25 protein-coding genes and 1 pseudogene are annotated in these 26,013 nt (G+C 70.3%); 12 read left to right on the top strand and 14 right to left on the bottom strand.

From position 1 onward, the window contains the following. Nucleotides 1–189 precede the first annotated feature (189 nt). The gene (locus tag ACZ7OY_RS06035; protein WP_471910221.1) at nt 190–651 is read left to right on the top strand and encodes an SEL1-like repeat protein; all 462 of its coding nucleotides are present in this window, start codon (nt 190–192) and stop codon (nt 649–651) included. Nucleotides 652–780: 129 nt separating this feature from the next. Here ACZ7OY_RS06035 and ACZ7OY_RS06030 read toward each other — a convergent pair. From ACZ7OY_RS06030 to dapD, 3 genes and pseudogenes are all read right to left on the bottom strand, one after another. Beyond that, a pseudogene (locus ACZ7OY_RS06030) lies at nt 781–938 on the bottom strand (site-specific integrase); the annotation flags it as partial. A gap of 29 nt (nt 939–967) precedes the next feature. Then, a complete protein-coding gene (locus tag ACZ7OY_RS06025) occupies nt 968–1,177 on the bottom strand; it encodes a hypothetical protein (protein WP_471910220.1) in 210 nt (69 codons plus the stop codon). Nucleotides 1,178–1,431: 254 nt separating this feature from the next. Beyond that, a complete protein-coding gene (gene dapD / locus ACZ7OY_RS06020; RefSeq protein ID WP_471910219.1) occupies nt 1,432–2,421 on the bottom strand; it encodes a 2,3,4,5-tetrahydropyridine-2,6-dicarboxylate N-succinyltransferase in 990 nt (329 codons plus the stop codon). A gap of 366 nt (nt 2,422–2,787) precedes the next feature. Between dapD and ACZ7OY_RS06015 the strand changes: the two genes are divergently transcribed. Both ACZ7OY_RS06015 and ACZ7OY_RS06010 read left to right on the top strand, forming a co-directional pair. Further along, complete coding sequence (locus ACZ7OY_RS06015; RefSeq protein ID WP_471910218.1) at nt 2,788–4,587, top strand: endonuclease/exonuclease/phosphatase family protein; 1,800 nt, start codon at nt 2,788–2,790, stop codon at nt 4,585–4,587. Nucleotides 4,588–4,782: 195 nt separating this feature from the next. Beyond that, nucleotides 4,783–5,631: an AbfB domain-containing protein gene (locus tag ACZ7OY_RS06010; protein ID WP_471910217.1), complete on the top strand. Its 849-nt coding sequence runs from the start codon at nt 4,783–4,785 to the stop codon at nt 5,629–5,631. Nucleotides 5,632–5,731: 100 nt separating this feature from the next. Here ACZ7OY_RS06010 and ACZ7OY_RS06005 read toward each other — a convergent pair whose 3' ends face one another. The 8 genes from ACZ7OY_RS06005 to ACZ7OY_RS05970 are packed head-to-tail and all read right to left on the bottom strand — an operon-like array spanning nt 5,732 to nt 12,316. Then, the gene (locus ACZ7OY_RS06005; protein ID WP_351613095.1) at nt 5,732–6,064 is read right to left on the bottom strand and encodes a metal-sulfur cluster assembly factor; all 333 of its coding nucleotides are present in this window, start codon (nt 6,062–6,064) and stop codon (nt 5,732–5,734) included. Further along, nucleotides 6,061–6,528, bottom strand: a complete 468-nt coding sequence (gene sufU, locus ACZ7OY_RS06000) for a Fe-S cluster assembly sulfur transfer protein SufU (protein WP_162469293.1) — start codon at nt 6,526–6,528, stop codon at nt 6,061–6,063. Before sufU ends, ACZ7OY_RS06005 begins: the two co-directional genes overlap by 4 nt. Nucleotides 6,529–6,544: 16 nt before the next feature. Further along, nucleotides 6,545–7,801, bottom strand: coding sequence for a cysteine desulfurase (locus ACZ7OY_RS05995; RefSeq protein ID WP_450665747.1), 1,257 nt, complete (start codon nt 7,799–7,801; stop codon nt 6,545–6,547). Further along, the gene (gene sufC, locus ACZ7OY_RS05990) at nt 7,798–8,562 is read right to left on the bottom strand and encodes a Fe-S cluster assembly ATPase SufC (protein WP_152892993.1); all 765 of its coding nucleotides are present in this window, start codon (nt 8,560–8,562) and stop codon (nt 7,798–7,800) included. Before sufC ends, ACZ7OY_RS05995 begins: the two co-directional genes overlap by 4 nt. Nucleotides 8,563–8,569: 7 nt before the next feature. Beyond that, the gene (locus ACZ7OY_RS05985; protein ID WP_392622062.1) at nt 8,570–8,890 is read right to left on the bottom strand and encodes a non-heme iron oxygenase ferredoxin subunit; all 321 of its coding nucleotides are present in this window, start codon (nt 8,888–8,890) and stop codon (nt 8,570–8,572) included. Next, nucleotides 8,890–10,071 carry a Fe-S cluster assembly protein SufD gene (gene sufD, locus ACZ7OY_RS05980; RefSeq protein ID WP_351613082.1) on the bottom strand — a complete coding sequence of 394 codons (1,182 nt, stop codon included), beginning with the start codon at nt 10,069–10,071 and terminating at the stop codon, nt 8,890–8,892. The genes ACZ7OY_RS05985 and sufD overlap by 1 nt, the downstream gene beginning before the upstream one ends. A gap of 56 nt (nt 10,072–10,127) precedes the next feature. After that, nucleotides 10,128–11,549, bottom strand: coding sequence for a Fe-S cluster assembly protein SufB (sufB, locus tag ACZ7OY_RS05975; protein ID WP_152892996.1), 1,422 nt, complete (start codon nt 11,547–11,549; stop codon nt 10,128–10,130). Further along, a complete protein-coding gene (locus tag ACZ7OY_RS05970) occupies nt 11,546–12,316 on the bottom strand; it encodes a helix-turn-helix transcriptional regulator (protein WP_351613076.1) in 771 nt (256 codons plus the stop codon). The genes sufB and ACZ7OY_RS05970 overlap by 4 nt, the downstream gene beginning before the upstream one ends. Nucleotides 12,317–12,477: 161 nt before the next feature. On the opposite strand from ACZ7OY_RS05970, the gene ACZ7OY_RS05965 reads away from it, so the two are divergent. The 4 genes from ACZ7OY_RS05965 to ACZ7OY_RS05950 all read left to right on the top strand — a co-directional run bounded on the left by ACZ7OY_RS05965 (nt 12,478) and on the right by ACZ7OY_RS05950 (nt 16,181). Further along, nucleotides 12,478–13,290, top strand: a complete 813-nt coding sequence (locus ACZ7OY_RS05965) for an AAC(3) family N-acetyltransferase (RefSeq protein WP_471910216.1) — start codon at nt 12,478–12,480, stop codon at nt 13,288–13,290. A gap of 31 nt (nt 13,291–13,321) precedes the next feature. Beyond that, on the top strand, nt 13,322–14,245 hold the full coding sequence (locus ACZ7OY_RS05960; protein WP_471910215.1) for an ABC transporter ATP-binding protein: 924 nt from the start codon (nt 13,322–13,324) through the stop codon (nt 14,243–14,245). After that, entirely contained in the window at nt 14,242–15,018 is a 777-nt protein-coding gene (locus ACZ7OY_RS05955; RefSeq protein ID WP_471910214.1) for an ABC transporter permease, read from the top strand. Before ACZ7OY_RS05960 ends, ACZ7OY_RS05955 begins: the two co-directional genes overlap by 4 nt. Nucleotides 15,019–15,176: 158 nt before the next feature. Then, nucleotides 15,177–16,181: a COX15/CtaA family protein gene (locus ACZ7OY_RS05950; protein ID WP_384728162.1), complete on the top strand. Its 1,005-nt coding sequence runs from the start codon at nt 15,177–15,179 to the stop codon at nt 16,179–16,181. A 63-nt stretch (nt 16,182–16,244) separates the two neighbouring features. Here the strand turns inward: ACZ7OY_RS05950 and ACZ7OY_RS05945 are convergent, their stop codons facing one another. From ACZ7OY_RS05945 to ACZ7OY_RS05935, 3 genes are all read right to left on the bottom strand, one after another. Further along, nucleotides 16,245–17,354, bottom strand: coding sequence for an amidohydrolase family protein (locus ACZ7OY_RS05945; RefSeq protein ID WP_471910213.1), 1,110 nt, complete (start codon nt 17,352–17,354; stop codon nt 16,245–16,247). A gap of 139 nt (nt 17,355–17,493) precedes the next feature. Further along, complete coding sequence (locus tag ACZ7OY_RS05940) at nt 17,494–17,850, bottom strand: hypothetical protein (protein WP_471910212.1); 357 nt, start codon at nt 17,848–17,850, stop codon at nt 17,494–17,496. Nucleotides 17,851–17,945: 95 nt separating this feature from the next. Further along, the gene (locus ACZ7OY_RS05935) at nt 17,946–18,932 is read right to left on the bottom strand and encodes a heme o synthase (protein ID WP_471910382.1); all 987 of its coding nucleotides are present in this window, start codon (nt 18,930–18,932) and stop codon (nt 17,946–17,948) included. 445 nt (nt 18,933–19,377) lie between these two features. On the opposite strand from ACZ7OY_RS05935, the gene tkt reads away from it, so the two are divergent. From tkt to pgl, 5 genes are read left to right on the top strand one after another with little or no spacing between them, the layout of a single operon-like run. Then, nucleotides 19,378–21,465 carry a transketolase gene (tkt, locus tag ACZ7OY_RS05930; RefSeq protein ID WP_471910211.1) on the top strand — a complete coding sequence of 696 codons (2,088 nt, stop codon included), beginning with the start codon at nt 19,378–19,380 and terminating at the stop codon, nt 21,463–21,465. A 34-nt stretch (nt 21,466–21,499) separates the two neighbouring features. Further along, nucleotides 21,500–22,618, top strand: a complete 1,119-nt coding sequence (tal, locus tag ACZ7OY_RS05925; protein ID WP_471910210.1) for a transaldolase — start codon at nt 21,500–21,502, stop codon at nt 22,616–22,618. Nucleotides 22,619–22,622: 4 nt separating this feature from the next. Continuing rightward, nucleotides 22,623–24,146, top strand: coding sequence for a glucose-6-phosphate dehydrogenase (gene zwf, locus ACZ7OY_RS05920; protein WP_471910209.1), 1,524 nt, complete (start codon nt 22,623–22,625; stop codon nt 24,144–24,146). Further along, a complete protein-coding gene (gene opcA, locus ACZ7OY_RS05915) occupies nt 24,143–25,204 on the top strand; it encodes a glucose-6-phosphate dehydrogenase assembly protein OpcA (RefSeq protein WP_471910208.1) in 1,062 nt (353 codons plus the stop codon). The genes zwf and opcA overlap by 4 nt, the downstream gene beginning before the upstream one ends. After that, nucleotides 25,201–25,983: a 6-phosphogluconolactonase gene (pgl, locus tag ACZ7OY_RS05910; RefSeq protein WP_471910207.1), complete on the top strand. Its 783-nt coding sequence runs from the start codon at nt 25,201–25,203 to the stop codon at nt 25,981–25,983. Before opcA ends, pgl begins: the two co-directional genes overlap by 4 nt. Nucleotides 25,984–26,013: the final 30 nt, after the last annotated feature.

The following is a 26,013-nucleotide window of genomic DNA, read 5'->3' as shown; positions in this document are numbered from 1 at the left end:
GACGATGCGCGGTGCTCTTCGCAGACAGCCCACCAGCTCTCACCGCCCTTGTCCTTGACCCGCACACTCCATCGCGCCTTACGCGCGCAAGGAGAACCCCAAGTGCAGCGCTGCATGCGGGACTGGGTGCCGGCAGCATGCAGCTCCGGGCTCCAGTCGATCGGCCCCTCGACGAGTTCCACGACTCAAGTGAAGCGTGTCCTTCCGCCCACCGCAGTCGAACACCAGCTCTCGGCGGAGAGCAACGTGCCTGCCGCCGGTCTGACGAGGGCCTGCGTCTGCTGCGCCAAGCTGTCGAAGGGGGGCCTGACACACGCCGCCGCCGTACTCGGGGATCGCCTCGCCGCGATCGACGACGACGCCGAAGCGCTGAGCTGGTACCTGCATGCCGCGGAGCGAGGCCACTCGGGTTCGATGTTCGCCGCCGCCTGCTGGTACCGCGGTGGCTCGGGAACGGCGCCGGACCCGGTCCAGGTCGTGCGATGGTTCCTGACCATGCTCGACCACGGCAACGGAGACGGGATCCACGGATCCACCCAACTGGTGAAGCGCGGCATGACCGAAGAGCGGATCCGCACCGCCGGCGAACTGGCCGAGCGCTCCGCCGAAGCCGAAACGCTCATCACCATGGCCCGCGAGCGTGGTTGGTGAGCGTCAACCAAGGCCGCTGCTGAGGGCTCAGGCACCGTCGTTACGGTACGGCCGTCCCGGCTTGCTCTGGTCGTCCGAGGTCGCTCAACAGTGGCCGATGACGACCGACGACGACCACCAGGCGCACCAGCCCACCGCTGGGGCCGTGAAGATGAGGCGCCGGGTTACCGGCCGGCCGTTCGCCCGCATCCACGGGAGCTTGTTCTCCACGGGCGGGACGGCTTGATCTGCCCTGGTAGCGCCTCTGTCACTGGGTCGGGCAGAGGGACGTCACGGAGCTTGCCGCCCCCTCGGCGCCGAGGCCGGCCGTGGCACGTCACCCCTCGTCGACGGTCTGCAGCTCGACGGGCCGGTCGGCCACGTCCATCGTCTGCGGCGTGGCCAGCAGCTTGTTCAGCCCAAGGGTCAACTGCACGGCGAACGCGCTCAGTAGGACGGCCAGGGCTATTCGGACCAGGCTGTAGCCGGCGTCGACGTTCGCCGCGGTCTCGAAGTCGTCGGGCGTTTGGAGGTTGGAGCTGGTCACGATCGAGACGAAGATCGCGGCGAAAACCGACAGGAACCACGGGCAAGAAGAAGCGTCCCGACAGCCTGTCCCAGGCAAGTCATCCGCCTGTCCTGCGGGAACACACTGCGGTGCTCACGCACGAGCGCCCTCCCGGGCCGTCCTGGGGCCGTGGAAGGGCGCTCGATGGTGACCGGCGTCGACGGGTGCCGACAGCTCGGCAGCAGGTCGGAGCGGTGATCGGACAGGCGGCCGCAGCTCACGGCCGCCCTTGATCAGTTGTGGCTGTGCAGGACCTCGTTCAGGCCGCCCCATTCCGCGTTGTTCGGGCGGCCCTCGACCGTGCCGGTGACCGAGTTGCGGCGGAAGAGGATGTTGGAGGCGCCGGACAGCTCGCGGGCCTTGACGACCTCGCCGTCGGGCAGCGTGACGCGGGTGCCGGCGGTCAGGTACAGGCCCGCCTCGACCACGCAGTCGTCGCCGAGGGCGATGCCGACACCGGCCTCGGCGCCGACCAGGGAGCGCTCGCCGATGGCGACGCGCTGCTTGCCGCCGCCGGAGAGGGTGCCCATGGTGGAGGCGCCTCCACCGATGTCCGAGCCGTCGCCGACCACGACGCCCTGCGAGATACGGCCCTCGACCATGGAGGTGCCCAGGGTGCCGGCGTTGAAGTTGACGAAGCCCTCGTGCATCACGGTGGTGCCGGCCGCGAGGTGGGCACCGAGGCGGACGCGGTCGGCGTCGGCGATCCGGACGCCGGCCGGGGCCACGTAGTCGGTCATGCGCGGGAACTTGTCCACGCCGAAGACGCCGAGGTGCAGGCCGCGCGCGCGGGCGGCCAGACGTACGGTCTCCAGGGTGTCCACGGCGACCGGGCCGATCGAGGTCCAGGCGACGTTGGCGAGGAAGCCGAAGATGCCGTCCAGGTTCTGCTCGTTCGGCTTGACCAGCCGGTGCGAGAGCAGGTGCAGACGCAGGTAGACGTCGTGCGTGTCGAGCGGCTTGTCGTCGAGCGAGGAGATGACCGTACGGACCGCGACGATCTCCACACCGCGCACCTCGTCCTTGCCGAGGGCGGCGACGCCGTGCTCACCGAGCAACTCGCGGGTGCGCTCGTCGTCGAGCCGCTCGGTGCCGGCGGGGCCCGGTGCGGCGGACAGCTCGGGCGCGGGGAACCAGGTGTCGAGAACGGTGCCGTCGGCGGCGACGGTGGCGAGCCCGGCGGCCACGGCGCCGGTGGTGCGAGGAGCAGTCGTTTCGGTCATGAGGGAAACCTAACCGGCCGGGGGGCCGGGAGGCCAACCAGGCGGGGGCCATCTCAGGTGGCGGGCGACGACGCCCCGGACGGGGTGCGCCGGCCGCCGGTGACCCGGTCCCGCCAGGCTCTTCCCGCCCCCGACCCGGATCGCCGCGCCGGTGATCCGCGGCCGCCCTCGTCCGCTGGGCGCGAGCGCGTGTGACAGCCCCTCCACAGGCGCCCCACAACGTACGTATGACGCGCGTAGACGACACGCGTAGAACACGTTCCGTACATGGGGGCGTAACGCGGGGCCCCTAGAACTCTGCACGACCAGTCGCTCATGTCCGTCGCACCAACTCCGTTCACCCCACTGACAGTTGTAAGGACGCGCATGAACAGAACACTCGCTCTCGGCACCCGTACCCTGGCCGCCGGCCTGCTCGGTTCGGCGGCGCTCGTCGCCCTTCCGGCGAGCGCGCACGCGGCCACGTACACGATCTCCGCGATCCAGGGCTCGACCCGGATCTCCCCCTACAACGGCTCGACGGTCACCACGACCGGCATCGTCACCGCGATCCGCTCCACCGGCTCCTCGCGCGGCTTCTGGATCCAGAGCGCGAGCGGCGACGGCAACGCGGCCACCAGTGACGCGATCTTCGTCTACACGGGGTCCACCACGCCGAGCACCACGGTCGGCAACAGCGTCACGGTCACCGGCAAGGTCTCGGAGTACTACCCGGACTCGTCCTCCGGCAGCCAGTCGCTCACCGAGCTGGGCAGCGCCTCCTGGACCACCAACTCGACGGGGAACACGCTCCCTTCGGCCGTCACGATCAGCGACTCGACGGTCCCGGCGACCTACACGCGCACCAACGGCGGTGGCTCGATCAACTCCTTCACACTCGCCCCGACGACGTACGCCCTGGACTACTACGAGTCCCTGGAGGGCATGCGGGTCTCCGTCGGCTCCGCGCCGGTGGTCGGCCGGACCGACGAGTACAGCGAGCTGTGGGTCAACGTGAAGCCCGCACAGGTGACTTCGGCCCGCGGCGGCTCCCTGTACTCCTCCTACAGCAGCCAGAACTCCGGCCGGGTGCAGATCAGCACCCTGCTGTCGTCGGCGTTCCCGACCGCGACCGTGGGTGACACGCTGTCCGGCGCCACCGGCGTCCTCGACTACATCGCGTACGGCGGCTACACCCTCCAGGCCACCTCGCTCGGCACCCTCACCTCGGGCGGTGTCGCCAAGGAGACGACGACGGCCCAGTCGACGGGCCAGCTGTCGGTGGCGACGTACAACGTGGAGAACCTCGACCCGACCGACGCCGCCTCGAAGTTCACCGCGCTCGCCTCGGGCATCGTGAACAACCTCAAGTCGCCCGACATCGTGGCCCTGGAGGAGGTCCAGGACAACAACGGCGCGACGGACGACGGCACCGTCTCCGCGACCACGACCCTGTCCACCCTGATCTCGGCGATCAGGACGGCGGGCGGCCCGGCCTACTCGTACACCCAGATCAACCCGGCGAACGACACGGACGGCGGGGAGACCGGCGGCAACATCCGCCAGGTGTTCCTTTACAACTCCGCCCGGGTGGGCTTCACTTCGCGCGGCAGCGCCACGGCGACCACCGCCGAGACGGTGACGACGAGCGCCGGGGTCGCGCAGCTCACGTACAACCCGGGCCGGATCGCGCCCACCAACTCCGCCTGGTCGGCCAGCCGCAAGCCGCTGGCGGCGGAGTTCACCTTCGCCGGCGAGAAGTACTTCGTGATCGCCAACCACTTCGTGTCGAAGGGCGGCGACTACTCGCTGCACAGCCAGTACCAGGCGCCGGCCCGGTCCTCCGAGACCCAGCGGAACAGTCAGGGCTCGGTGGTGAACTCCTTCGTGGACTCGGTCCTCGCCGCCCAGTCGGACGCGAACGTGGTCGTGCTCGGCGACCTGAACGACTACCAGTTCTCCACCGCGGTCTCCAACCTGGAGGGCGGGGTGCTGACCGACCTGGTGGACACCCTGCCGGCCGCTCAGCAGTACACCTACGTCTACGACGGCAACTCGCAGGTGCTCGACCACACCCTGGTGAGCTCGTCGATCACGGCGCACGACTACGACATCGTGCACATCAACAGCGAGTTCCCGGACCAGACCAGCGACCACGACCCGCAGGTCGTGCGGATCACCCCCTGACCCCGAGGATCCGGTGGCGGCCCGGCGCCACCGGATCCGGCCGTCCCGGTGACCCGTCGTCGCCGTAACCCATGGAAACCGCTCACTGAAACTGGTGTCCGAACTCCCGTACCTCCACTACTCTTTCACCGCTTCAACCCCCCACCATCACCACGGTCAAAGCCGTCGCCCCGGGCGCCGGCGGAGGAACCACGCATGCCAGAAGACAAGTCCCCGCCCTCCCAGCGCCCCTGGGAGAACGGCTGGGCCCCGGACACCAGCCGGGCTCCGGGAACACGCCGCCTGTGGCTGGCCGGCGCTCTCGCGATATCCACCATCGTCGGCTGTGTCGTCGCGATCACCGTGACCCACGAGGAAACGGACGACGCGTCAGCCAGGACGAAGAGCGCCCTGCCGGGGAGCGAGGCGACGGTGCCGGGCCTGATCTCCTTCGCGACACCGTCCGCCTCCGGCTCCGGGACGCCCGGCGGGACGGGCACCCCGTCGACGACGGCCGGGTCCACGTCCGCGACATCCACGCCCACCGGTCCGGCGGCCGACGGCACGAGCCCCGCGGCCTCCGCGAAGCCGGCCGAGTCCGCCGGTTCCAGCGGTGGTTCGGCCGCCACGCCCGCGCCGTCGACGCCCTGGACGGCCGTCCGCTCGGTCAACTACCCCGACCGCTACTGGCAGATGAGCGGCAGCCTGGTGAAGCTCGATCAGGTCGGCTCGCCCTCGCCCCGCCAGGGCGCCGCCTTCAGGCGGGTCAACGGCCTTGCCGACGCGTCCTGTTACTCCTTCGCCACGGCCGACGGCGGCTATCTGCGCCACCGGGACTTCGTCCTGCGCGCCGAGCCCGACGACGGCTCGTCCCTCTTCCGCAAGGACGCCACCTTCTGCCCGCGCACGTCGTCCGTGGCGTCCGGCGCGGTGATGCTGGAGGCGGTCAACTACCCGGGCCGTTTCCTGCGCCACAAGAACTTCCAGCTACGGCTGGACCCGTACCAGAACAGCGACCTCTACCGCGCCGACGCGACGTTCCGGCTGGTGGCCGGCCTGAGCTGACAGCGGCGACGACAGCGGAGACGCCAGTGGCCCCCGGCCGGAAGGCCGGGGGCCACTGTGCGGGACCAGCGCGGGTCCGCCGCAGATCGGCGGGCGCGGCTCAGACGTTGAAGCCCAGCGCCCTGAGCTGCTCGCGACCGTCGTCGGTGATCTTGTCGGGGCCCCACGGCGGCATCCACACCCAGTTGATGCGCAGCTCGCTCACCAGGCCGTCCGTGGCGGACTTGGCCTGGTCCTCGATCACGTCCGTCAGCGGGCAGGCCGCCGAGGTCAGCGTCATGTCGATCGTCGCGATGTTCGCGTCGTCGATGTGGATGCCGTAGATCAGGCCCAGGTTGACGACGTCGATGCCCAGCTCGGGGTCTACGACGTCGTACAGCGCCTCACGGACTTCCTCTTCCGAGGCGGGCTTCATCTCAACGGTCTCGCTCATGCCGTCTTCCTTTCGGCGTCGGCCCCGCCCAGTACCTGGGCCGTCGCGTCCTTCCACGCCATCCAGCTCAGGAGGGCGCACTTGACCCGGGCCGGGTACTTGGAGACACCGGCGAACGCGACCGCGTCCTCCAGCACCTCCTCCATCACGTCGTCGGGCTCGATACGGCCCTTGGACTGCATCAGCTCCAGGAACGTCTCCTGGATCCGCTGCGCCTCGGCCAGCTCCTTGCCGACGAGGAGGTCGTTCAGCACGGACGCCGAGGCCTGGCTGATCGAGCAGCCCTGCCCCTCGTACGAGACGTCGCTGATCGTCGTGCCGTCGTACTTCACCCGCAGGGTGATCTCGTCACCGCACGTCGGGTTCACGTGGTGCACCTCGGCGTCGCCATCCCTCAGACCACGCCCGTGCGGGTGCTTGTAGTGGTCCAGGATGACTTCCTGGTACATCGAGTCCAGCTTCACGTTGTCAGCACGCCCCTCAGCCGAAGAAGTTCCGTACGTGCTCCAGACCGTCGACCAGAGCGTCGATCTCGGCCGGCGTGGAGTACAGATAGAACGACGCTCGCGTGGTCGCGGGAATTCCGTAGCGCAGGCAGACCGGGCGGGCGCAGTGGTGGCCGACCCGGACCGCGATGCCCTGCTCGTCGAGCACCTGGCCCACGTCGTGGGGGTGGATGTCGCCGAGCGTGAACGAGATCGCCGCGCCGCGGTCCTCGGCCGTCGTCGGGCCGATGATCTTCAGGTCGGGCACCTCGGACAGCCGGCGCACCGCGTACTCGGTGAGCGCGTGCTCGTGCGCGAGGATCTTGTCCATGCCGATGGCCGACAGGTAGTCGACCGCCGCGCCCAGGCCGACCGCCTGGGCGATCGGCGGGGTGCCCGCCTCGAACTTGTGGGGCGCCGGGGCGTACGTCGACGAGTGCATCGACACCGTCTCGATCATCTCGCCGCCGCCGAGGAAGGGGGGCAGGTCCTCCAGGAGCTCCTGGCGTCCCCACAGCACCCCGATGCCCGTCGGAGCGCACATCTTGTGGCCGGTGAAGGCCACGAAGTCGGCCTGGAGGGCCTGTACGTCCAGCGGCATGTGCGGTGCCGCCTGCGAGGCGTCGATGCAGACCAGCGCGCCGACCTCCTGCGCGCGGCGCACTATCGCCTCGACCGGGTTGACCGTGCCCAGGATGTTCGACACCAGCACGAAGGAGACGATCTTCGTCTTCTCGGTGATGATCTCGTCGATGTTGGACAGGTCGAGCCGGCCGTCGTCGGTCAGGCCGAACCACTTCAGCTTCGCGCCGGTGCGCTGCGCCAGCAGCTGCCACGGAACGATGTTGGAGTGGTGCTCCATCTCGGTGATGACGATCTCGGTCTCGTGGTCCACGCGGTAGGGCTCGTCGGCCCAGCCCAGCATGTTCGCCACGAGGTTGAGGGACTCGGAGGCGTTCTTGGTGAAGATCACCTCGTCGCGACTCGGCGCGTTGATGAACTCCGCCACCTTGTCGCGCGCGCCCTCGTACAGCGCCGTGGCCTCCTCGGCGAGCACATGCACACCGCGGTGGACGTTTGCGTTGTAGCGCTCGTAGTACTCGCTCAGGGCGTCCAGCACCTGGCGCGGCTTCTGCGAGGTAGCCGCGTTGTCCAGGTACACAAGCTTCTTGCCGTCGTGGATCAGTCGGTCCAGGACGGGGAAGTCCTTGCGGATCGCCTCGGTGTCGAGGAGGCCCGGCAACTGTGTCACGCGGATACGCCACCCTTCGTGTAGGCCTCGTAGCCCTCGTTCTCCAGCTTGTCGGCGAGCTCGGCGCCGCCGGACTCGACGATGCGGCCGCCGGAGAAGACGTGGACGAAGTCGGGCTTGATGTAGCGCAGGATGCGCGTGTAGTGGGTGATGAGCAGGGTGCCCACCTCGCCGGTCTCGCGGACGCGGTTGACGCCCTCGGAGACGATGCGCAGGGCGTCGACGTCCAGACCGGAGTCGGTCTCGTCGAGGATCGCCATCTTCGGCTTGAGCAGCTCCAGCTGGAGGATCTCGTGGCGCTTCTTCTCACCGCCGGAGAAGCCCTCGTTGACGTTGCGCTCGGCGAAGGAGGGGTCCATGGACAGTCGCTCCATGGTCTCCTTGACCTCCTTCACCCAGGTGCGCAGCTTGGGGGCCTCGCCGCGGATCGCGGTGGCGGAGGTGCGCAGGAAGTTGGAGACCGAGACGCCGGGGACCTCGACCGGGTACTGCATGGCCAGGAACAGGCCGGCGCGGGCGCGCTCGTCGACGGACATCTCCAGGACGTCCTCGCCGTCGAGGGTGACGGTGCCGCCGGTGACCGTGTACTTCGGGTGACCCGCCAGCGAGTAGGCGAGGGTCGACTTGCCGGAGCCGTTGGGGCCCATGATGGCGTGCGTCTCGCCCTGCTTCACGGTGAGGTCGACGCCCTTGAGGATCTCCTTCGTGGCGTTGTCGGCCTCGACGGTGACGTGCAGGTCTCGGATTTCAAGCGTTGCCATGGGTGCCTCAGGACTCCTGGGTGAGGGAGACGAGTACGTCGTCCCCTTCGATCTTTACGGGGTATACGGGGACGGGGCGCGTCGCGGGAAGGCCGGACGGCTTGCCGGTGCGCAGGTCGAAGGCGGAGCCGTGCAGCCAGCACTCGATCTGGCAGTCCTCCACCTCGCCCTCGGAGAGCGAGACGTTCGCGTGCGAGCAGACGTCGTGGATCGCGAACACCTCCCCCTCGGTCTTCACGACCGAGACCGGCGTGCCGTCGAGTTCCACCCGCTTCGGGGTGTCCTCCTCCAGCTCGCTCAGCCCACAGGCGCGCAGGAACGACGTCATCAGACCGACGCCTCCAGCTCCTCGTCGATCTTCACGAGGAGGCGCTCTTCGATGTCGTCGACGCCGATCTGCTGGACCAGTCCGGCGAAGAAGCCACGGACGACCAGACGGCGGGCCTCGTCGGCGGGGATGCCGCGGGCCATCAGGTAGAAGAGCTGCTCGTCGTCGAAGCGGCCGGTGGCGCTGGCGTGCCCGGCGCCGACGATCTCGCCGGTCTCGATCTCCAGGTTCGGCACGGAGTCGACGCGGGCGCCGTCGGTCAGAACCAGGTTGCGGTTCATCTCGTAGGTGTCCGTGCCCTCGGCCTTGGCCTCGATGAGGACGTCGCCGATCCACACCGCGTGCGCGCCCTCGCCCTGGAGCGCGCCCTTGTACATCACGTTGGACTTGCAGTGCGGGGTGTTGTGGTCGACCAGCAGGCGGTGCTCCTGGTGCTGGCCGGCGTCCGTGAAGTACAGGCCGAACAGCTCGGCCTCGCCGCCGGTGCCCGCGTAGGCGACTCGCGGGTGGAGGCGTACGAGGTCGCCGCCGAAGGTGACGACGAACGACTTGAAGGTGGCGTCGCGGCCGATCAGCGCGTTGTGCTGGCCGACGTGCACGGCCGTGTCGTCCCAGTCCTGGACGGAGACGACGGTCAGCTTGGCGCCGTCGCCCAGGACGAAGTCCACGTTGGCGGCGAGCACGGCGTCACCGGTGTGGTCGATGACGACGACGGCCTCGGCGAAGGCGCCGAGCTCGACGACCTGGTGGCCGTAGGCGACACCGCCCTCGCCGTGCACGGCGATCCGGATCGGCTCGGTGAGCACGGTCTCCTTGGGGACGGTGACGACCCCGGCCTTCTCGAACGCCGACCAGGCCTGCGCGGCGACCCGGTCCACCGGGGTGCCCGCCCGGCCGAGCCGGGCGTCGTCACGGCCGACGGTCTCGACGACGACGCCCTCGGGGGCCTGTACGTCCACCTTCACGCCGTCGCCGGTGGCGACCGCGGTGCCGTCGTGCAGCCCGCGCAGGCGCTCCAGCGGGGTGAACCGCCACTCCTCCTCGCGGCCGTGGGGGACGGGGAAGTCCGCCACGTCGAAGGACGGGGGCGCGCTCATGCGGGTGGCGACGGTCGACTCGGCGGCCACCGCGATCTGGCCCGCGGTGGTGGAGCCCACGGGGATGTTCTGAGCCTCAGCCATGGCTGTCGGTCTGCTCGCTTTCTTACGTGAGTGGCTTGACGAACGGCGGGCGGTGCTTAGCCGACCGCGCCTTCCATCTGGAGCTCGATCAGCCGGTTGAGTTCGAGGGCGTACTCCATGGGCAGCTCCTTGGCGATCGGCTCGACGAAGCCGCGCACGATCATCGCCATCGCCTCGAACTCGCTCAGACCGCGGCTCATCAGGTAGAAGAGCTGGTCCTCGGAGACCTTGGAGACGGTCGCCTCGTGGCCCATGGACACGTCGTCCTCGCGCACGTCCACGTAGGGGTACGTGTCGGAGCGGGAGATGGTGTCGACGAGCAGCGCGTCGCACAGCACGTTGGACTTCGAGCCGTGGGCGCCCTCGCCGATCTCGACCAGACCGCGGTAGGAGGTACGGCCGCCGCCGCGCGCCACCGACTTGGAGACGATGTTGGAGGAGGTGTTCGGCGCCATGTGGACCATCTTGGAGCCGGCGTCCTGGTGCTGGCCCTCGCCCGCGAAGGCGATGGACAGGGTCTCGCCCTTGGCGTGCTCGCCCATCAGGTAGACGGCCGGGTACTTCATCGTCACCTTGGAGCCGATGTTGCCGTCGATCCACTCCATGGTCGCGCCCTCGTACGCCACGGCGCGCTTGGTGACCAGGTTGTAGACGTTGTTCGACCAGTTCTGGATGGTCGTGTAGCGGCAGCGGGCGTTCTTCTTGACGATGATCTCGACGACCGCGCTGTGCAGCGAGTCCGACTTGTAGATCGGGGCCGTGCAGCCCTCGACGTAGTGCACGTAGGCACCCTCGTCGACGATGATCAGGGTCCGCTCGAACTGGCCCATGTTCTCCGTGTTGATACGGAAGTAGGCCTGGAGCGGGATCTCCACGTGGACGCCCGGCGGGACGTAGATGAAGGAGCCGCCCGACCACACGGCGGTGTTCAGCGAGGCGAACTTGTTGTCACCGACGGGGATGACGGTGCCGAAGTACTCCTTGAAGAGCTCCGGGTGCTCCTTGAGAGCGGTGTCGGTGTCCAGGAAGATGACGCCCTGCTCCTCCAGGTCCTCGCGGATCTGGTGGTAGACGACCTCGGACTCGTACTGGGCCGCGACACCGGCGACGAGGCGCTGCTTCTCCGCCTCCGGGATGCCGAGCTTGTCGTACGTGTTCTTGATGTCCTCGGGCAGGTCCTCCCAGGACTCCGCCTGCTTCTCGGTGGAGCGCACGAAGTACTTGATGTTGTCGAAGTCGATGCCCGACAGGTCCGATCCCCAGTTCGGCATCGGCTTCTTCTCGAAGAGGCGCAGACCCTTGAGGCGGAGCTTGGTCATCCACTCCGGCTCGCTCTTCTTCGCGGAGATGTCGCGGACGACGTCCTCGTTGATGCCACGCTTGGCAGAGGCGCCGGCCGTGTCGGAGTCGGCCCAGCCGTATTCGTACTTGCCCAGGCCCTCGAGTTCGGGGTGGGCAGTCTCCGTGGGGAGAGTCATGCGGGGTTCCTCCCGGCCGTGCTTGCAGATGCGTTGTGGCTGTGAACTTGCGTCTTGGAAATCTTGGGGATGAACGTCGTGCAGACGCCGTCGCCGTGCGCGATGGTCGCCAGCCGCTGGACGTGGGTGCCGAGCAGCTGGGAGAAGATCTCGGTCTCCACCTCGCACAGTTGCGGGAACTTCTCCGCGACGTGGGCCACCGGGCAGTGGTGCTGGCAGAGCTGCTCGCCCTTTTGCGGGAGGGGCGCACTGCGCGCCGTAGCAGCGTACCCGTCCCTGCTCAGGGCCCTGGCGAGGGCTTCGGTGCGCCCGTCGGGGCCGGCGGCCTCGATCGCCTGGCGGTACGCGGCGGCCTGCTCGGCGAACCTCGCGCGGGCGAAGGCCACGACCGCCTCGTCCCCGCCGAACCGCTCCTGGATCCAGCGCAGGGCGTCCGCGGCCAGCTTGTCGTAGGACTGGTCGAAGGCGTCGCGGCCGCAGTCGGTCAGGGCGAACACCTTGGCGGGACGCCCGCGGGTGCGCGCCCCGTACACCCGCTGCTCGCGCGGCTCCACCACGTCGTCGGCGGCCAGCGCGTCCAGGTGCCGGCGCACCGCCGCCTGGGTGAGCCCGAGCCGTCCGGCCAGCTCGGCGACGGTCGAGGGGCCGTGGTCCAGGATCGACCGCGCGACCCGGTTGCGCGTCGAACGCTCTCCGGTCGCGTGCTCTTCCTGCGGGGGCCCCGTAGGGGTCTCCCCTGCCTCGGGAGCCTCGCCGACGTATTTCACAACACCATTGTTGCGTAATTCGCCGGAGCCAGGCAAGCCGCCCCCTGCCCACCGCGCGGTGCCCTACATCACTTAGGCATACCTAAGCTGACCTGGGAAAACGATCTTTGATCGATCAGACGGCTGGCGCCGGAACCGCTCTTCCGCCAGACTCACCGGCCATGCCGACACCCCCTCCGACCGGCCCTCTCGTCACTCGCGACACGGTCGCCGACGAGGTCCGCGCGCTCGGCGTCCGCCCTGGTGAAACGCTCCTGCTGCACTCCTCCCTCAGCTCCCTCGGCTGGGTCTGCGGAGGTGCCGTCGCGGTCGTCCAGGGCCTTGTCGACGCGCTCGGTCCGCACGGCACCCTGGTGGTCCCCACCCAGTCCGGCGACCTCTCCGACCCCGCGCTGTGGAGCGGTCCCCCGGTGCCCCGGGAGTGGTGGGCGGCGATCCGGGCGTCCATGCCGGTGTACGACCCGCTGCTCACGCCCTCGCGCGGGGTCGGCGTGATCCCGGAGACCGTACGCACCTGGCCGGGCGCCGTCCGCAGCGCGCACCCGCACACCTCCTTCGCCGCGCTCGGCCCGCGCGCGGCCGCCGTCACGGCCGGCCACGCGCCCGACTGCCGCCTCGGCGAGCACAGCCCGCTGGCCCGGCTGGAGGCCCTCGGCGCCCGCGTTCTGCTGCTCGGCACCGGCTACCACACCTGCACCAGCTTCCATCTCGCCGAGTACCGCATCCCGTCCCCGCGGGTGCGGGTGGGACGGCCCGGCCCGGCCGGCTGGGAGGAGATGACCGAGGTGTCGATCACCTCGGACCGGTTCGACGAGCTGGGCCACGACTTCGAGCGCGACCGCCCGGTCGTACGGGGCCGGGTGGGTGCGGCCGACGCCCGGCTGTTCCCGGTGGCGGACGCCGTGGCCTACGCGCAGCGGTGGCTGGCCCTGCACCGGCCCCGCGAGGAGGAGGTTGCGGACCCGCCCGCCTGAGGCGTCCGGCGCGTACCTAGACTCTGGTCCCATGCGAAGTGAGCCTGTCGTCCAGGTCCGGTCCCTGGTGAAGCGGTACGGGACGAAAACCGCGGTGGACGGCCTCGACCTCACGGTCGAAGCGGGCGTCACCGCGGTGCTCGGCCCCAACGGTGCCGGCAAGACGACCACCGTCGAGACCTGCGAGGGCTACCTGAGGCCGGACTCCGGCACGGTGCGCGTCCTGGGCCTCGACCCCGTACGGCAGGCCGCCGAGCTGCGTCCCCGGATCGGGGTGATGCTCCAGTCCGGCGGCGTCTACTCGGGGGCGCGGGCCGACGAGATGCTCCGGCACGTGGCGAAGCTGCACGCGCACCCGCTGGACGTGGACGCGCTCGTCGAACGCCTCGGGCTCGGCAGCTGCGGCCGGACCACCTACCGCCGGCTCTCCGGGGGCCAGCAGCAGCGGCTCGCGCTGGCGATGGCCGTCGTCGGGCGCCCGGAGCTGGTGTTCCTGGACGAGCCGACCGCCGGCCTCGACCCCCAGGCCCGCCGGGCCACCTGGGACCTGGTCCGGGACCTGCGCTCCGACGGCGTCTGCGTGATCCTCACCACCCACCACATGGACGAGGCCGAGCAGCTCGCCGACGATGTCGCGATCATCGACGCGGGCAAGGTCATCGCCCACGGCTCCCCCGAGGAGCTGTGCCGCGGCGGAGCGGAGAACACCCTGCGCTTCTCGGGCCGGCCGGGCCTCGACGTGGCCTCGCTGCTGAAGGCGCTGCCCGCCGACTGCACGGCCGCGGAGCTGACCCCGGGCTCCTACCGGGTGGTCGGCAAGGTCGACCCCCAGCTGCTGGCCACCGTCACCTCCTGGTGCGCGCAGCACGGGGTCATGCCGGACCGGATCTCGGTGGAACGGCATACCCTCGAAGACGTTTTTCTCGAGCTCACGGGCAAGGAGCTGCGGTCATGACGACGACCGTCCCCGGTACGTACACCCCGAAGCCGGGTGCGTCCGGTCTCCCCCGCATGATCGCCGCGCAGGCCGTGCTGGAGACGAAGATGCTGCTGCGCAACGGTGAGCAGCTGCTGCTCACCGTCGTCATCCCGACGCTGCTGCTGGTGCTCTTCAGCTCCGTGGACATCGTGGACACCGGCGCGGGCAAGGCCGTCGACTTCCTCGCGCCCGGCATCCTCGCCCTCGCCGTGATGTCGACGGCGTTCACCGGCCAGGCCATCGCGACCGGCTTCGAGCGACGCTACGGGGTGCTCAAGCGCCTCGCGTCCTCGCCGCTGCCGCGCTGGGGCCTGATGACCGCGAAGACGGCCTCGGTGCTGGTCACCGAGATCCTCCAGGTGCTCCTGGTGACGGTGATCGCACTCGCGCTCGGCTGGTCGCCGCAGGGCAACCCGCTCACCGTCCTGCTGCTGCTGGTGCTGGGCACGGCCGCGTTCTCGGGGCTCGGCCTGCTGATGGCCGGCACCCTGAAGGCCGAGGCCACCCTGGCCGCGGCCAACCTGGTCTTCCTGCTGCTGCTGGTCGGCGGCGGGGTCATCGTCCCGCTGGAGAAGTTCCCGCCGGGCGTGCGGGAGGTGCTCGGGCTGCTGCCGATCTCGGCCCTGTCGGACGGCCTGCGCGAGGTGCTCCGGCACGGGGCCGGGCTGCCCTGGGCCGATCTGGGGATCCTGACCGTGTGGGGGGTCGTGGGGCTGGCGGCCGCCGGACGGTTCTTCCGCTGGGAGTAGCCGGACGGTTCTTCCGCCGGGAGTAGGCCGCGGGTCGCCCGTCCGGCACGGGTGACCGGGCCACGGCGCGGCCCTCGGCCCCACCGGGGCCCGGTCCCGGCCCGGCCCATGGCCGACCCTCGTGAAAGCGTGCACAAGCAGCCGCCTACGATGGACGCGTGCCGAACCTGACCCCCACCGACGCCGTAGCGGCCGCGCGCAACCCGCTCGCCTTCATCGCCGCACGCTGGACCCCGCAACCCCGCACGATCCGCCGGGCCGCCCTGGCCGCGCTCGTCATGTCGGTGGTGATCGTCGTCACCGGCGGCGCCGTGCGCCTCACCGGCTCCGGGCTCGGCTGCCCGACCTGGCCCAAGTGCACCGCGGACTCGCTCACCGCCACCAGCGCGATGGGCTTCCACGGCGCCATCGAGTTCGGCAACCGCATGCTGACGTACGTGCTGTGCGCGGCGGTCGGCTGGGCGATCGTCGCCGCCCGGTCCGAGAAGCCGTACCGGCGCAGCCTGACCCGGCTGGGCTGGGCCCAGTTCTGGGTCGTGATGGGCAACGCGGTCCTCGGCGGTGTGGTGGTCCTCGTCGGCCTCAACCCGTACACGGTGGCGGCCCACTTCCTGCTCTCCTCCGCCCTGATCACGGTCGCCACGGTGATGTGGCAGCGCACCCGGGAAGGCGACGCGGCACCCAAGCCGCTGGTCGGCAAGTCGGTGCAGCAGCTGGTGTGGTTCCTGGTCGCCGCCTCGGTGCTGCTGATCGCCGTGGGCACGGTGGTCACCGGTTCGGGTCCGCACGCGGGCGACTCCAGCGAGGTCGAGCGGATGCCGCTGGACTGGGAGACGGTCAGCAAGCTGCACGCCGTACTGGCCTGGATCGTGGTGACGCTGACGTTCGCCCTGTGGTTCGTCCTGAAGGCGGTGGACGCCCCCAAGGGTCCGCTGGACCGGACGCGGGACCTGTTCCTGGTGCTGCTCGCCCAGGGGGTCATCGGCTACGTCCAGTACTTCACGAACCTGCCCGAGGCGCTGGTCGCGCTGCACATGCTGGGTTCGGGCCTGGTGTGGATCGCCGTACTGCGCGTGCTGCTGTCGCTGCGCGAGCGTCCCGGTACGCCGGAGGCCGGTCTGCCGGACCCGACGGCCGGGGCGACGGTCGCCACGGCCGCGTAGGCCCCGCGCGACAAGGCCGCACGCGCGCGTGAGCCCCGGTCGGGTGGACCACGCGCGCGTGGCTCACCCCGCCAGGCCGTAGACCCGCCGGGCGTTGCCCGCCGCCACCATCCCGGCCACCCGCTGCGCGTCCGCCGCCGACCACGCCCCCTCGGTCACCCAGCCGCCGAGCACCCGGTCGAGGGCCTCGCGGAACAGCCGGGCCCCCACCACGTGCAGCTCCGGCAGCCCCTGGGCCCCGCTGGAGAAGAGGATCTTGCCGAAGGGGGCAAGCTCCAGGATCTCCGCGAGGACGGTCGCGGCGCGCGCCCCGGTGCGCACGAGCGCGGCGCCCGAGTCGGCGTACACATGCGGGAAGACACCGGCGAGGTGGGCGGCGTGCCGGTGGTACGGGTAGCCGTGCAGCAGGACCAGGTCCGTGCCCATGCCCGCGGTCGCCCGTACGAAGTCCGTGAGCAGCACCGGGTCCGTACGGTCGATGCGCGGCCCCGGCGGGCCGAGCCCGGCGTGCAGTTGCAGGGGCAGTCCGGAGGCGACCGCGATCCACAGTGCGTGGCGCAGCAGCACCGGGTCGGTCAGCTCCCCGCCCACCCGGCGTCGGGCCAGCCAGCGGCCGGCCGCGCCGCGCACCTCCCCCGGTCCTGGCGGTTCGGGGGCGAGGGCCAGGCCGTGCCGGACGCCCGCGACCGAGGTGAAGGCGACGGCCTGCGCGGCGGCGCCGTGCACCGCCTCGGCGAGGTTGGCGAGGAAGGCCTCCACGGTGCCCGAGGTGTCGGCGACCTGTTCGGCGAGGAGTTCCAGGCGCACGATCTCGTGCGCGTTCGCGTCCCCGGCGGAGGCCATCTCGGGCGGGCCGGTCAGGTCGCCGGGCAGCCCGGTGTCGACGAGGTACGTCGTGATGCCGCTGCCGCGCAGCAGCCGGCGGCCCGTCTCCGGTACGCCGAGTTCACGACGCCGGGCGAGATAGCGGGCGGGCGGGCAGTGCGGTTCCAGGCCGAGCAGCGGGGGACACCAGCGGCGTACCGCGAATCCGGTCTGGGTGTCGAAGAGGGTGGTGCCCGGCGCGGGCGGGCCCTCGGTACGGGCCAGCTGGGCCTCGAAGGTGCCGAGGCCCAGCTCCGTTCTCAGCACGCCGTGGCAGTACTGGTCCACGAGGGACGGCGTTTCGATCATCCGGGCTCCCCGTGACTGGACCGTGTCCCGGGGCCGCTTCTGCCGCGGCCCCCACGCTCCTAACGGGTGAAACCGGCCTCAGGTGTTGGTCCCGCACACCCCGTGCGAACGTCCGCCGCCCGCGGGCCCGTCCGACGGGTCAGCCGTTGCTCGGGCCGCCGATCTGGATGCCCGCCATGCGCGTCCATTCGTACGGTCCGGTCTTCACCTTCGCGGCGAACTCGCCGTCGAACGCCTCGTGCACCGTGATCCCGGACTTCTCCACGGCCTTCTCCGCGATCGCGCAGGAGGGCGCCACCAGGTCGCCCCAGCCGCCGTCCTCGCCGACGAGCACGATCCTCGCGCCGCGCTCCCCGATGTACGCCACCTGGCCCTCGGCGCCGCCGTGCTCCTTGGAGAAGGCGGTGATCCGCTTGGCGAGCTTGGCCGCGGTGCGCTCGGCCTTCGCGGCCTGCTTGGCGTCGGTGCCCTCGTCAACCTGCTTCGTTTCTGCCATGGCCAGGATGCTACCGACGGGTAGATCAAACGGCGACGGGCGGGGTGCGTGGCCTTGCCCACGCACCCCGCCCGTACGGGGAGCCTTCGGCGTGTCTAGTGGAGGAAGGGATCCACCGCGACCGCCACGAACAGGATCGACACGTAGGTGATCGACCAGTGGAACAGCCGCATCTCCTTGAGCTTGGCGCCCGTCACCTCGGCCTTGGCCCGGTTCTGGAGCCCGTGCGCCTCCCAGAGCCAGAACCCGCCGGCCAGCAGGGCGACCGCGGTGTAGAACCAGCCCGTGTAGCCCAGCGGGGTGAGCAGCAGCGACACGCCGACCATGACCCAGCTGTAGATGACGATCTGCCGCGCCACCACCTTGTTGGAGGCGACGACCGGGAGCATCGGCACGCCCACGCGCGCGTAGTCCTCCCTGACCTTCATGGACAGCGGCCAGTAGTGCGGCGGGGTCCAGAAGAACATGACGAGGAAGAGGATGACCGGCGCCCACGACAGGGAGTCGGTGACGGACGACCACCCGATGAGGACCGGGAGGCAGCCGGCGATGCCGCCCCACACGATGTTCTGCGAGGTGCGCCGCTTGAGGATCATCGTGTAGACGACCACGTAGAAGAGGAGCGCGCCGAGTGACAGCCAGGCCGACAGCCAGTTGACGGTCAGGCCGAACAGCAGGGTCGACACGACCGCGAGGGCGATGCCGAAGGCCAGGCACTCGGCGGGGCTGACCATGCCGGTGACCAGCGGACGCTGCGACGTGCGGTCCATCAGCGCGTCGATGTCCCGATCGATGTACATGTTGAGCGCGTTGGCGCCACCGGCGGAGAGGTACCCGCCGATGCAGGTCAGCAGCACCAGCTTCAGATCGGGTACACCCTGCTGCGCCAGGAACATCACCGGAACGGTGGTGATCAGCAGCAGCTCGATGATCCGGGGCTTGGTCAGCGCCACGAACGCCTTCAGACGGGCCCCGAACGGCCGCTGGCCCCGGCTGCTGCTCGTCCCGAGCTCCCCCACAGCCCTAATGGCGTGGGAGGTGCCCCCACCCGCTGGACGGGATTCGACGGCCGTCACGCACACCCCTGACAGAGACATCCCAGCAAGCCCCGGGATGAACTCCCCGTAAAGGCCCGCGCGTACCACGCCACTGTAGACGTTGCCCAGACCCGGACATTCGCGGGGGTGGGGTCGTGTTGATGCGCCGCTCCTACGTGCGCACACATGTCCGATTGAGCGCGCTCCGGACGAGCGGGAAGTACATCGATTGAGCGTGGTCCGGACGAGCGGGAAGTAGATCGATTGAGCAGTCGGATGAGCGGCTCCGTATTCACTTGCCGAATGCGATTCGGACCAGTCGGGAGGCGGATCCGCGGGAGTCCCGTCAGTCTGGAATGACTCGAAAAAATGCACGTTCTTACGGGGGTAGGCTCGACAACGGCCGGTGGGCGCCTCGTCCGCCGGCAGCCGGTGGGCACGTGCCCAGAGCACCGGTAATTCGACATGTGGAGAGGAGCCCTGACCCAGGGTGAGCACCAAGCCGACCACCACAGACCTCGAGTGGACCGAGTTGGACCAGCGGGCCGTCGACACCGCCCGAGTCCTGGCCGCCGATGCCGTACAGAAGGTCGGAAACGGCCATCCGGGTACGGCGATGAGCCTGGCGCCCGCTGCTTACACCCTCTTCCAGAAGGTGATGCGGCATGACCCCGCCGACCCCGACTGGGTCGGACGCGACCGCTTCGTGCTGTCCGCGGGCCACTCGTCCCTGACCCTCTACACGCAGCTCTACCTGGCCGGTTTCGGTCTGGAGCTGGATGATCTGAAGTCCTTCCGCACCTGGGGCTCGAAGACCCCCGGTCACCCCGAGTACGGGCACACCAAGGGTGTGGAGACGACGACCGGCCCGCTGGGCCAGGGTGTCGCCAACGCGGTGGGCATGGCGATGGCCGCCCGCTACGAGCGCGGTCTGTTCGACCCGGAGACCCCGCAGGGCGACTCCCCGTTCGACCACTTCGTCTACTGCATCGCCGGTGACGGCTGCCTCCAGGAGGGCATCTCCGCGGAGGCGTCCTCGCTCGCCGGCCACCAGAAGCTCGGCAACCTGGTCCTGCTGTGGGACGACAACCACATCTCGATCGAGGGCGACACGGAGACGGCCGTCTCCGAGGACACCGTCAAGCGCTACGAGGCCTACGGCTGGCACGTGCAGCGCGTGGCGCCGAAGCCGGACGGCGACCTGGACCCGCACGCCCTCTACGACGCGATCGAGGCGGCGAAGCAGGTCACCGACCGGCCGTCGTTCATCGCGATGCGCTCGATCATCGCCTGGCCGGCCCCGAACGCCCAGAACACCGAGGCCGCGCACGGCTCGGCGCTCGGCGCGGAGGAGGTCGCGGCCACCAAGCGCGTCCTGGGCTTCGACCCCGAGCAGTCCTTCGAGGTCTCCGAGGCGGTCATCGACCACACCCGTGGTGCGCTGGAGCGCGGCCGTCAGGCGCGGGCCGAGTGGGAGAAGTCCTTCCAGGAGTGGCGCAACGGCAACGCGGAGCGCGCGGCCGAGTTCGACCGCATCGCCGCGGGCGAGCTGCCCACCGGCTGGGAGGAGAAGATCCCGGTCTTCGAGCCCGGCAAGGGTGTCGCCACCCGGGCCGCCTCCGGCAAGATCCTCCAGGCGCTCGGCCCGGTGATCCCCGAGCTGTGGGGCGGCTCCGCCGACCTGGCCGGCTCGAACAACACCACCATCGACAAGGACAGCTCCTTCCTCCCGGCGGACAACCCGCTGCCGGAGGCCGACCCGTACGGCCGAACGATCCACTTCGGCATCCGCGAGCACTCCATGGCCGCGGAGATGAACGGCATCGCGCTGCACGGCAACACGCGCATCTACGGCGGCACCTTCCTGGTGTTCTCCGACTACATGCGCAACGCCGTACGCCTGTCGGCCCTGATGCACCTGCCGGTGACGTACGTGTGGACGCACGACTCCATCGGCCTCGGCGAGGACGGTCCCACCCACCAGCCGGTCGAGCACCTCGCCTCGCTGCGCGCCATCCCGGGCCTGAACGTGGTCCGCCCGGCCGACGCCAACGAGACCGCCGTCGCCTGGCGCGAGATCCTGCGCCGCTACACCAAGGTGTTCGGCAAGGGTGCCCCGCACGGACTGGCGCTGACCCGTCAGGGTGTGCCGACCTACGAGCCCGACGACAACTCGGCCAAGGGCGGCTACGTGTTGTTCGAGGCGGAAGGCGGCGAGCCGGAGGTCGTCCTGATCGCCACCGGTTCCGAGGTGCACATCGCCGTCGAGGCGCGCGAGCGGCTCCAGGCCGAGGGTGTGCCGACGCGAGTCGTGTCCATGCCTTGCGTGGAGTGGTTCGAGGAGCAGGACCAGGGGTACCGGGACAGCGTCCTGCCGCCGTCGGTCAAGGCGCGTGTCGCGGTGGAGGCCGGCATCGGTCTGACCTGGCACAAGTACGTCGGAGACGCCGGCCGAATCGTCTCCCTGGAGCACTTCGGGGCCTCCGCCGACGGCGCGGTCCTCTTCAACGAGTTCGGCTTCACCGCCGAGAACGTGGCCGCGAAGGCGCAGGAATCCCTCGCCGCCGCCCGGAACTGACGCCCGTACACGACACGTAGGAGATGCAATTTCCATGACAGACGCACTGAAGCGCCTCTCCGATGAGGGCGTCGCGATCTGGCTGGACGACCTGTCGCGCAAGCGGATCACGTCCGGCAACCTCGCCGAGCTGATCGACCAGCAGCACGTCGTCGGCGTCACCACCAACCCGTCGATCTTCCAGAAGGCGATCAGCAGCGGTGACGGTTACGAGCAGCAGCTCGCCGACCTCGCCGCCCGCAAGGTCACCGTCGAAGAGGCCATCCGCATGATCACGACGGCGGACGTCCGCGACGCCGCCGACATCCTGCGCCCGGTCTTCGACGCCACCGGGGGCCAGGACGGCCGGGTCTCCATCGAGGTCGACCCGCGCCTGGCGCACAACACCACGGCGACCATCGCCGAGGCCAAGCAGCTCGCCTGGCTCGTGGACCGCCCCAACACGCTCATCAAGATCCCGGCCACCAAGGCGGGTCTGCCTGCGATCACCGAGGTCATCGGCCTCGGTATCAGCGTCAACGTCACGCTGATCTTCTCGCTGGAGCGTTACCGCGCGGTCATGGACGCCTACCTCTCCGGCCTGGAGAAGGCCAAGGAGCGCGGCCTGGACCTGTCGAAGATCCAGTCGGTGGCGTCCTTCTTCGTCTCCCGCGTGGACACGGAGATCGACAAGCGGATCGACGCCCTGGGCACCGACGAGGCCAAGGCCGCCCGCGGCAAGGCGGGCGTCGCCAACGCCCGGCTCGCCTACCAGGCGTACGAGGAGGTCTTCTCCTCCGAGCGCTGGCTGGCCCTCGACAAGGCGCAGGCGCACAAGCAGCGTCCGCTGTGGGCCTCCACCGGTGTGAAGGACCCGGCGTACAAGGACACGCTGTACGTCGTCGACCTGGTGGCGCCGAACACGGTGAACACCATGCCGGAGGCCACCCTGGAGGCCACCGAGGACCACGGCGTGATCAGCGGCAACACGATCGTCGGCACGTACGAGCAGGCCCGCGCGGAACTCGACGCGGTCGAGAAGCTCGGCATCTCGTACGACGACGTGGTCCAGCTGCTGGAGGACGAGGGCGTCGACAAGTTCGAGACGTCCTGGAACGACCTGCTCAAGTCGACCGAGGCGGAGCTTCAGCGCCTCGCCCCCTCGGAGGGCTGAAACGTTGTCAAGCAGCAACCCGCTGCGTGACCCCGCCGACCGACGGCTCCCGCGTATCGCGGGGCCGTCGGGCCTGGTCATCTTCGGCGTCACCGGCGACCTGTCGCGCAAGAAGCTGATGCCCGCCGTCTACGACCTCGCCAACCGCGGACTGCTGCCGCCGGGCTTCTCGCTCGTCGGCTTCGCCCGCCGCGAGTGGCAGCACGAGGACTTCGCCGCCGAGGTCCACGACGCCGTCAAGGAGCACGCCCGTACGCCGTTCCGTGAGGAGGTCTGGCAGCAGCTCATCCAGGGGATGCGCTTCGTCCAGGGCACCTTCGACGACGACGACGCCTTCGAGCGGCTGCGCGGGACCATCGAGGAGCTCGACAAGGCACAGGGGACGGGCGGCAACTTCGCCTTCTACCTCTCCGTGCCGCCGCGTTCCTTCCCGGTGGTCATCCAGCAGCTCAAGAAGCACGGCCTCGCCGACCAGGCGCGCGGCTCGTGGCGGCGCGCGGTCATCGAGAAGCCCTTCGGCCACGACCTGAAGTCGGCCGAGGAGCTCAACAAGGTCGTGCACGAGGTCTTCGCCCCGGACCAGGTCTTCCGTATCGACCACTACCTGGGCAAGGAGACCGTCCAGAACATCCTGGCGCTGCGCTTCGCCAACACGATGTTCGAGCCGATCTGGAACCGGTCCTTCGTGGACCATGTGCAGATCACCATGGCCGAGGACATCGGCATCGGCGGCCGGGCCGGCTACTACGACGGCATCGGCGCCGCCCGTGACGTCATCCAGAACCACCTGCTCCAGCTGATGGCGCTGACCGCCATGGAGGAGCCCGCCTCCTTCGACGCGGACGCGCTGGCCGCGGAGAAGACCAAGGTGCTCGGCGCCGTACGGCTGCCGAAGGACCTCGGCAAGGACACCGTGCGCGGCCAGTACTCGGAAGGCTGGCAGGGCGGCGAGAAGGTCATCGGCTACCTCCAGGAAGACGGCATCGACGCGAAGTCGAAGACCGACACCTATGCCGCGATCAAGGTGGGCGTCGACAACCGCCGCTGGGCGGGCGTGCCGTTCTACCTGAGGGCGGGCAAGCGCCTGGGCCGCCGGGTCACGGAGATCGCGGTCGTCTTCCAGCGGGCCCCGCACTCCCCCTTCGACACGACGGCCACCGAGGAGCTGGGCCAGAACGCGATCGTCATCCGCGTCCAGCCCGACGAGGGCGTCACCGTCCGCTTCGGCTCCAAGGTGCCGGGCACGTCGATGGAGATCCGGGACGTGTCCATGGACTTCGCCTACGGCGAGTCGTTCACGGAGTCCAGCCCGGAGGCGTACGAGCGGCTCATCCTGGACGTGCTGCTCGGCGACTCCAACCTCTTCCCGCGCACCGAGGAGGTCGAGCTGTCCTGGAAGATCCTCGACCCGATCGAGGAGTACTGGGACGAGCACGGCAAGCCGGCCCAGTACCCGGCCGGCACCTGGGGTCCCGTCGAGGCGGACGAGATGCTGGAGCGAGACGGACGGAGCTGGCGCCGGCCATGAAGATAGACCTGACGGACACCACGGCTAGCAAGATCAACAAGGGGCTCGTCAAGGGCCGCCGCGCCATCGGCACCCCTGCCGTGGGCATGGTGCTCACCCTCGTCATCGTCACCGACGAGGAGAACGCCTACGACGCCCTGAAGGCGGCGAACGACGCCTCGCGCGAGCACCCCTCGCGCACCCTCGTGGTCATCAGGCGTGTCTCCCGCTCGCCCCGCGACCGCACGAAGTCCCGCCTCGACGCCGAGGTGCGGGTGGGTGCGGACGCGGGCACCGGCGAGACGGTCGTCCTGCGGCTGTACGGCGAGGTCGCCGACCACGCCCAGTCGGTGGTGCTGCCGCTGCTGCTGCCCGACGCCCCCGTGGTGGTCTGGTGGCCGGTCGACGCGCCCCTGGACCCGGCGAACGACCCGCTGGGCGCCCTCGCCCAGCGCCGGGTCACCGACACCTACGCCGCCGAGCAGCCGGTACGGGAGCTGTCCGCCCGCGCCGACACCTACGCGCCCGGCGACACGGACCTGTCGTGGACGCGCATCACGCCCTGGCGTTCGATGCTCGCCGCGGCCCTGGACCAGGTCGTCTGCGAGGTCAAGGGCGTCGAGGTGGAGGGCGAGGAGTTCAACCCGAGCTGCGAGCTGCTCGCCATGTGGCTCGCGGACCGGCTGGACGTCCCCGTCAGGCGCTCCCTGTCGTCCGGCCCCGGCCTGACGGCGGTCCGCCTGGACACCGACCACGGCTCGATCGCCCTCGACCGCGCGGACGGCACCGTCGCCACGCTGTCGATCGAGGGGCAGCCGGACCGTGCGGTGGCGCTCAAGCGGCGGGACACCGCCGAGCTGATCGCGGAGGAGCTGCGCCGGCTCGACCCGGACGACACCTACGCCTCGGCGCTGCGGTTCGGGGTGGACCGGCTGCACGCGCAGTCCGCGGCCCCGCGCGAGCAGGCACCGCAGGAGCACACGGCGGCGCCCGGCGAGCCCGCCGTGGCCACCAAGGACAGGCCTGCCGGGAAGGCTCCGGTCCCGGCCCCGCCCCCGGGGAAGAAGGCGGCGAAGTGAACACCCCGCAGCTGGTCGTGCACCACGACAAGGAACTGATGGCCCAGGCCGCCGCGGCCCGGCTCATCACGAAGATCGTGGACGCGCAGGCCTCCCGGGGTGCGGCGTCCGTGGTCCTGACGGGCGGCCGCAACGGCAACGGGCTGCTGGCCGCGCTGGCCGCCCAGCCGGCCCGGGACGCCATCGACTGGAGCCGCCTCGACCTGTGGTGGGGCGACGAGCGGTTCCTGCCCGAGGGCGACCCCGAGCGCAATGTCACGCAGGCCCGCGAGGCCCTGCTGGACTCCGTACCGCTGGACCCGAAGCGCGTGCACGCCATGCCCGCCTCGGACGGTCCGCACGGTGCGGACGCGGACGCCGCCGCGGAGGCCTACGCGCAGGAGCTGGCCCGTGCGGCCGGTCCCGAGAACCACGGCGCGGTGCCGACCTTCGACGTGCTGATGCTGGGCGTCGGCCCGGACACCCATGTGGCCTCGCTCTTCCCGGAGCTGCCCGCGGTCCGGGAGACCGAGCGCACGGTCGTCGGCGTCCACGGCGCGCCCAAGCCCCCGCCGACCCGCACCACCCTCACCCTCCCGGCGATCCGGGCGGCCCGTGAGGTGTGGCTGCTGGCGGCCGGCGAGGACAAGGCGAACGCCGCGGCGATCGCCCTGTCGGGCGCGGGCGAGATCCAGGCCCCGGCGGCCGGGGCGTACGGAAGGCAGCGCACCCTGTGGCTGCTGGACTCGGCGGCGGCCGCCCAGCTGCCGCGCTCGCTGTACCCGCCCGCGTCGCCCTGACGGCACAGCAGGCACTTCTCGGAACCCGTA

Source organism: Streptomyces sp. NPDC107559, from assembly GCF_055657365.1.
This window is presented reverse-complemented; position numbering and strand designations above follow the sequence as displayed.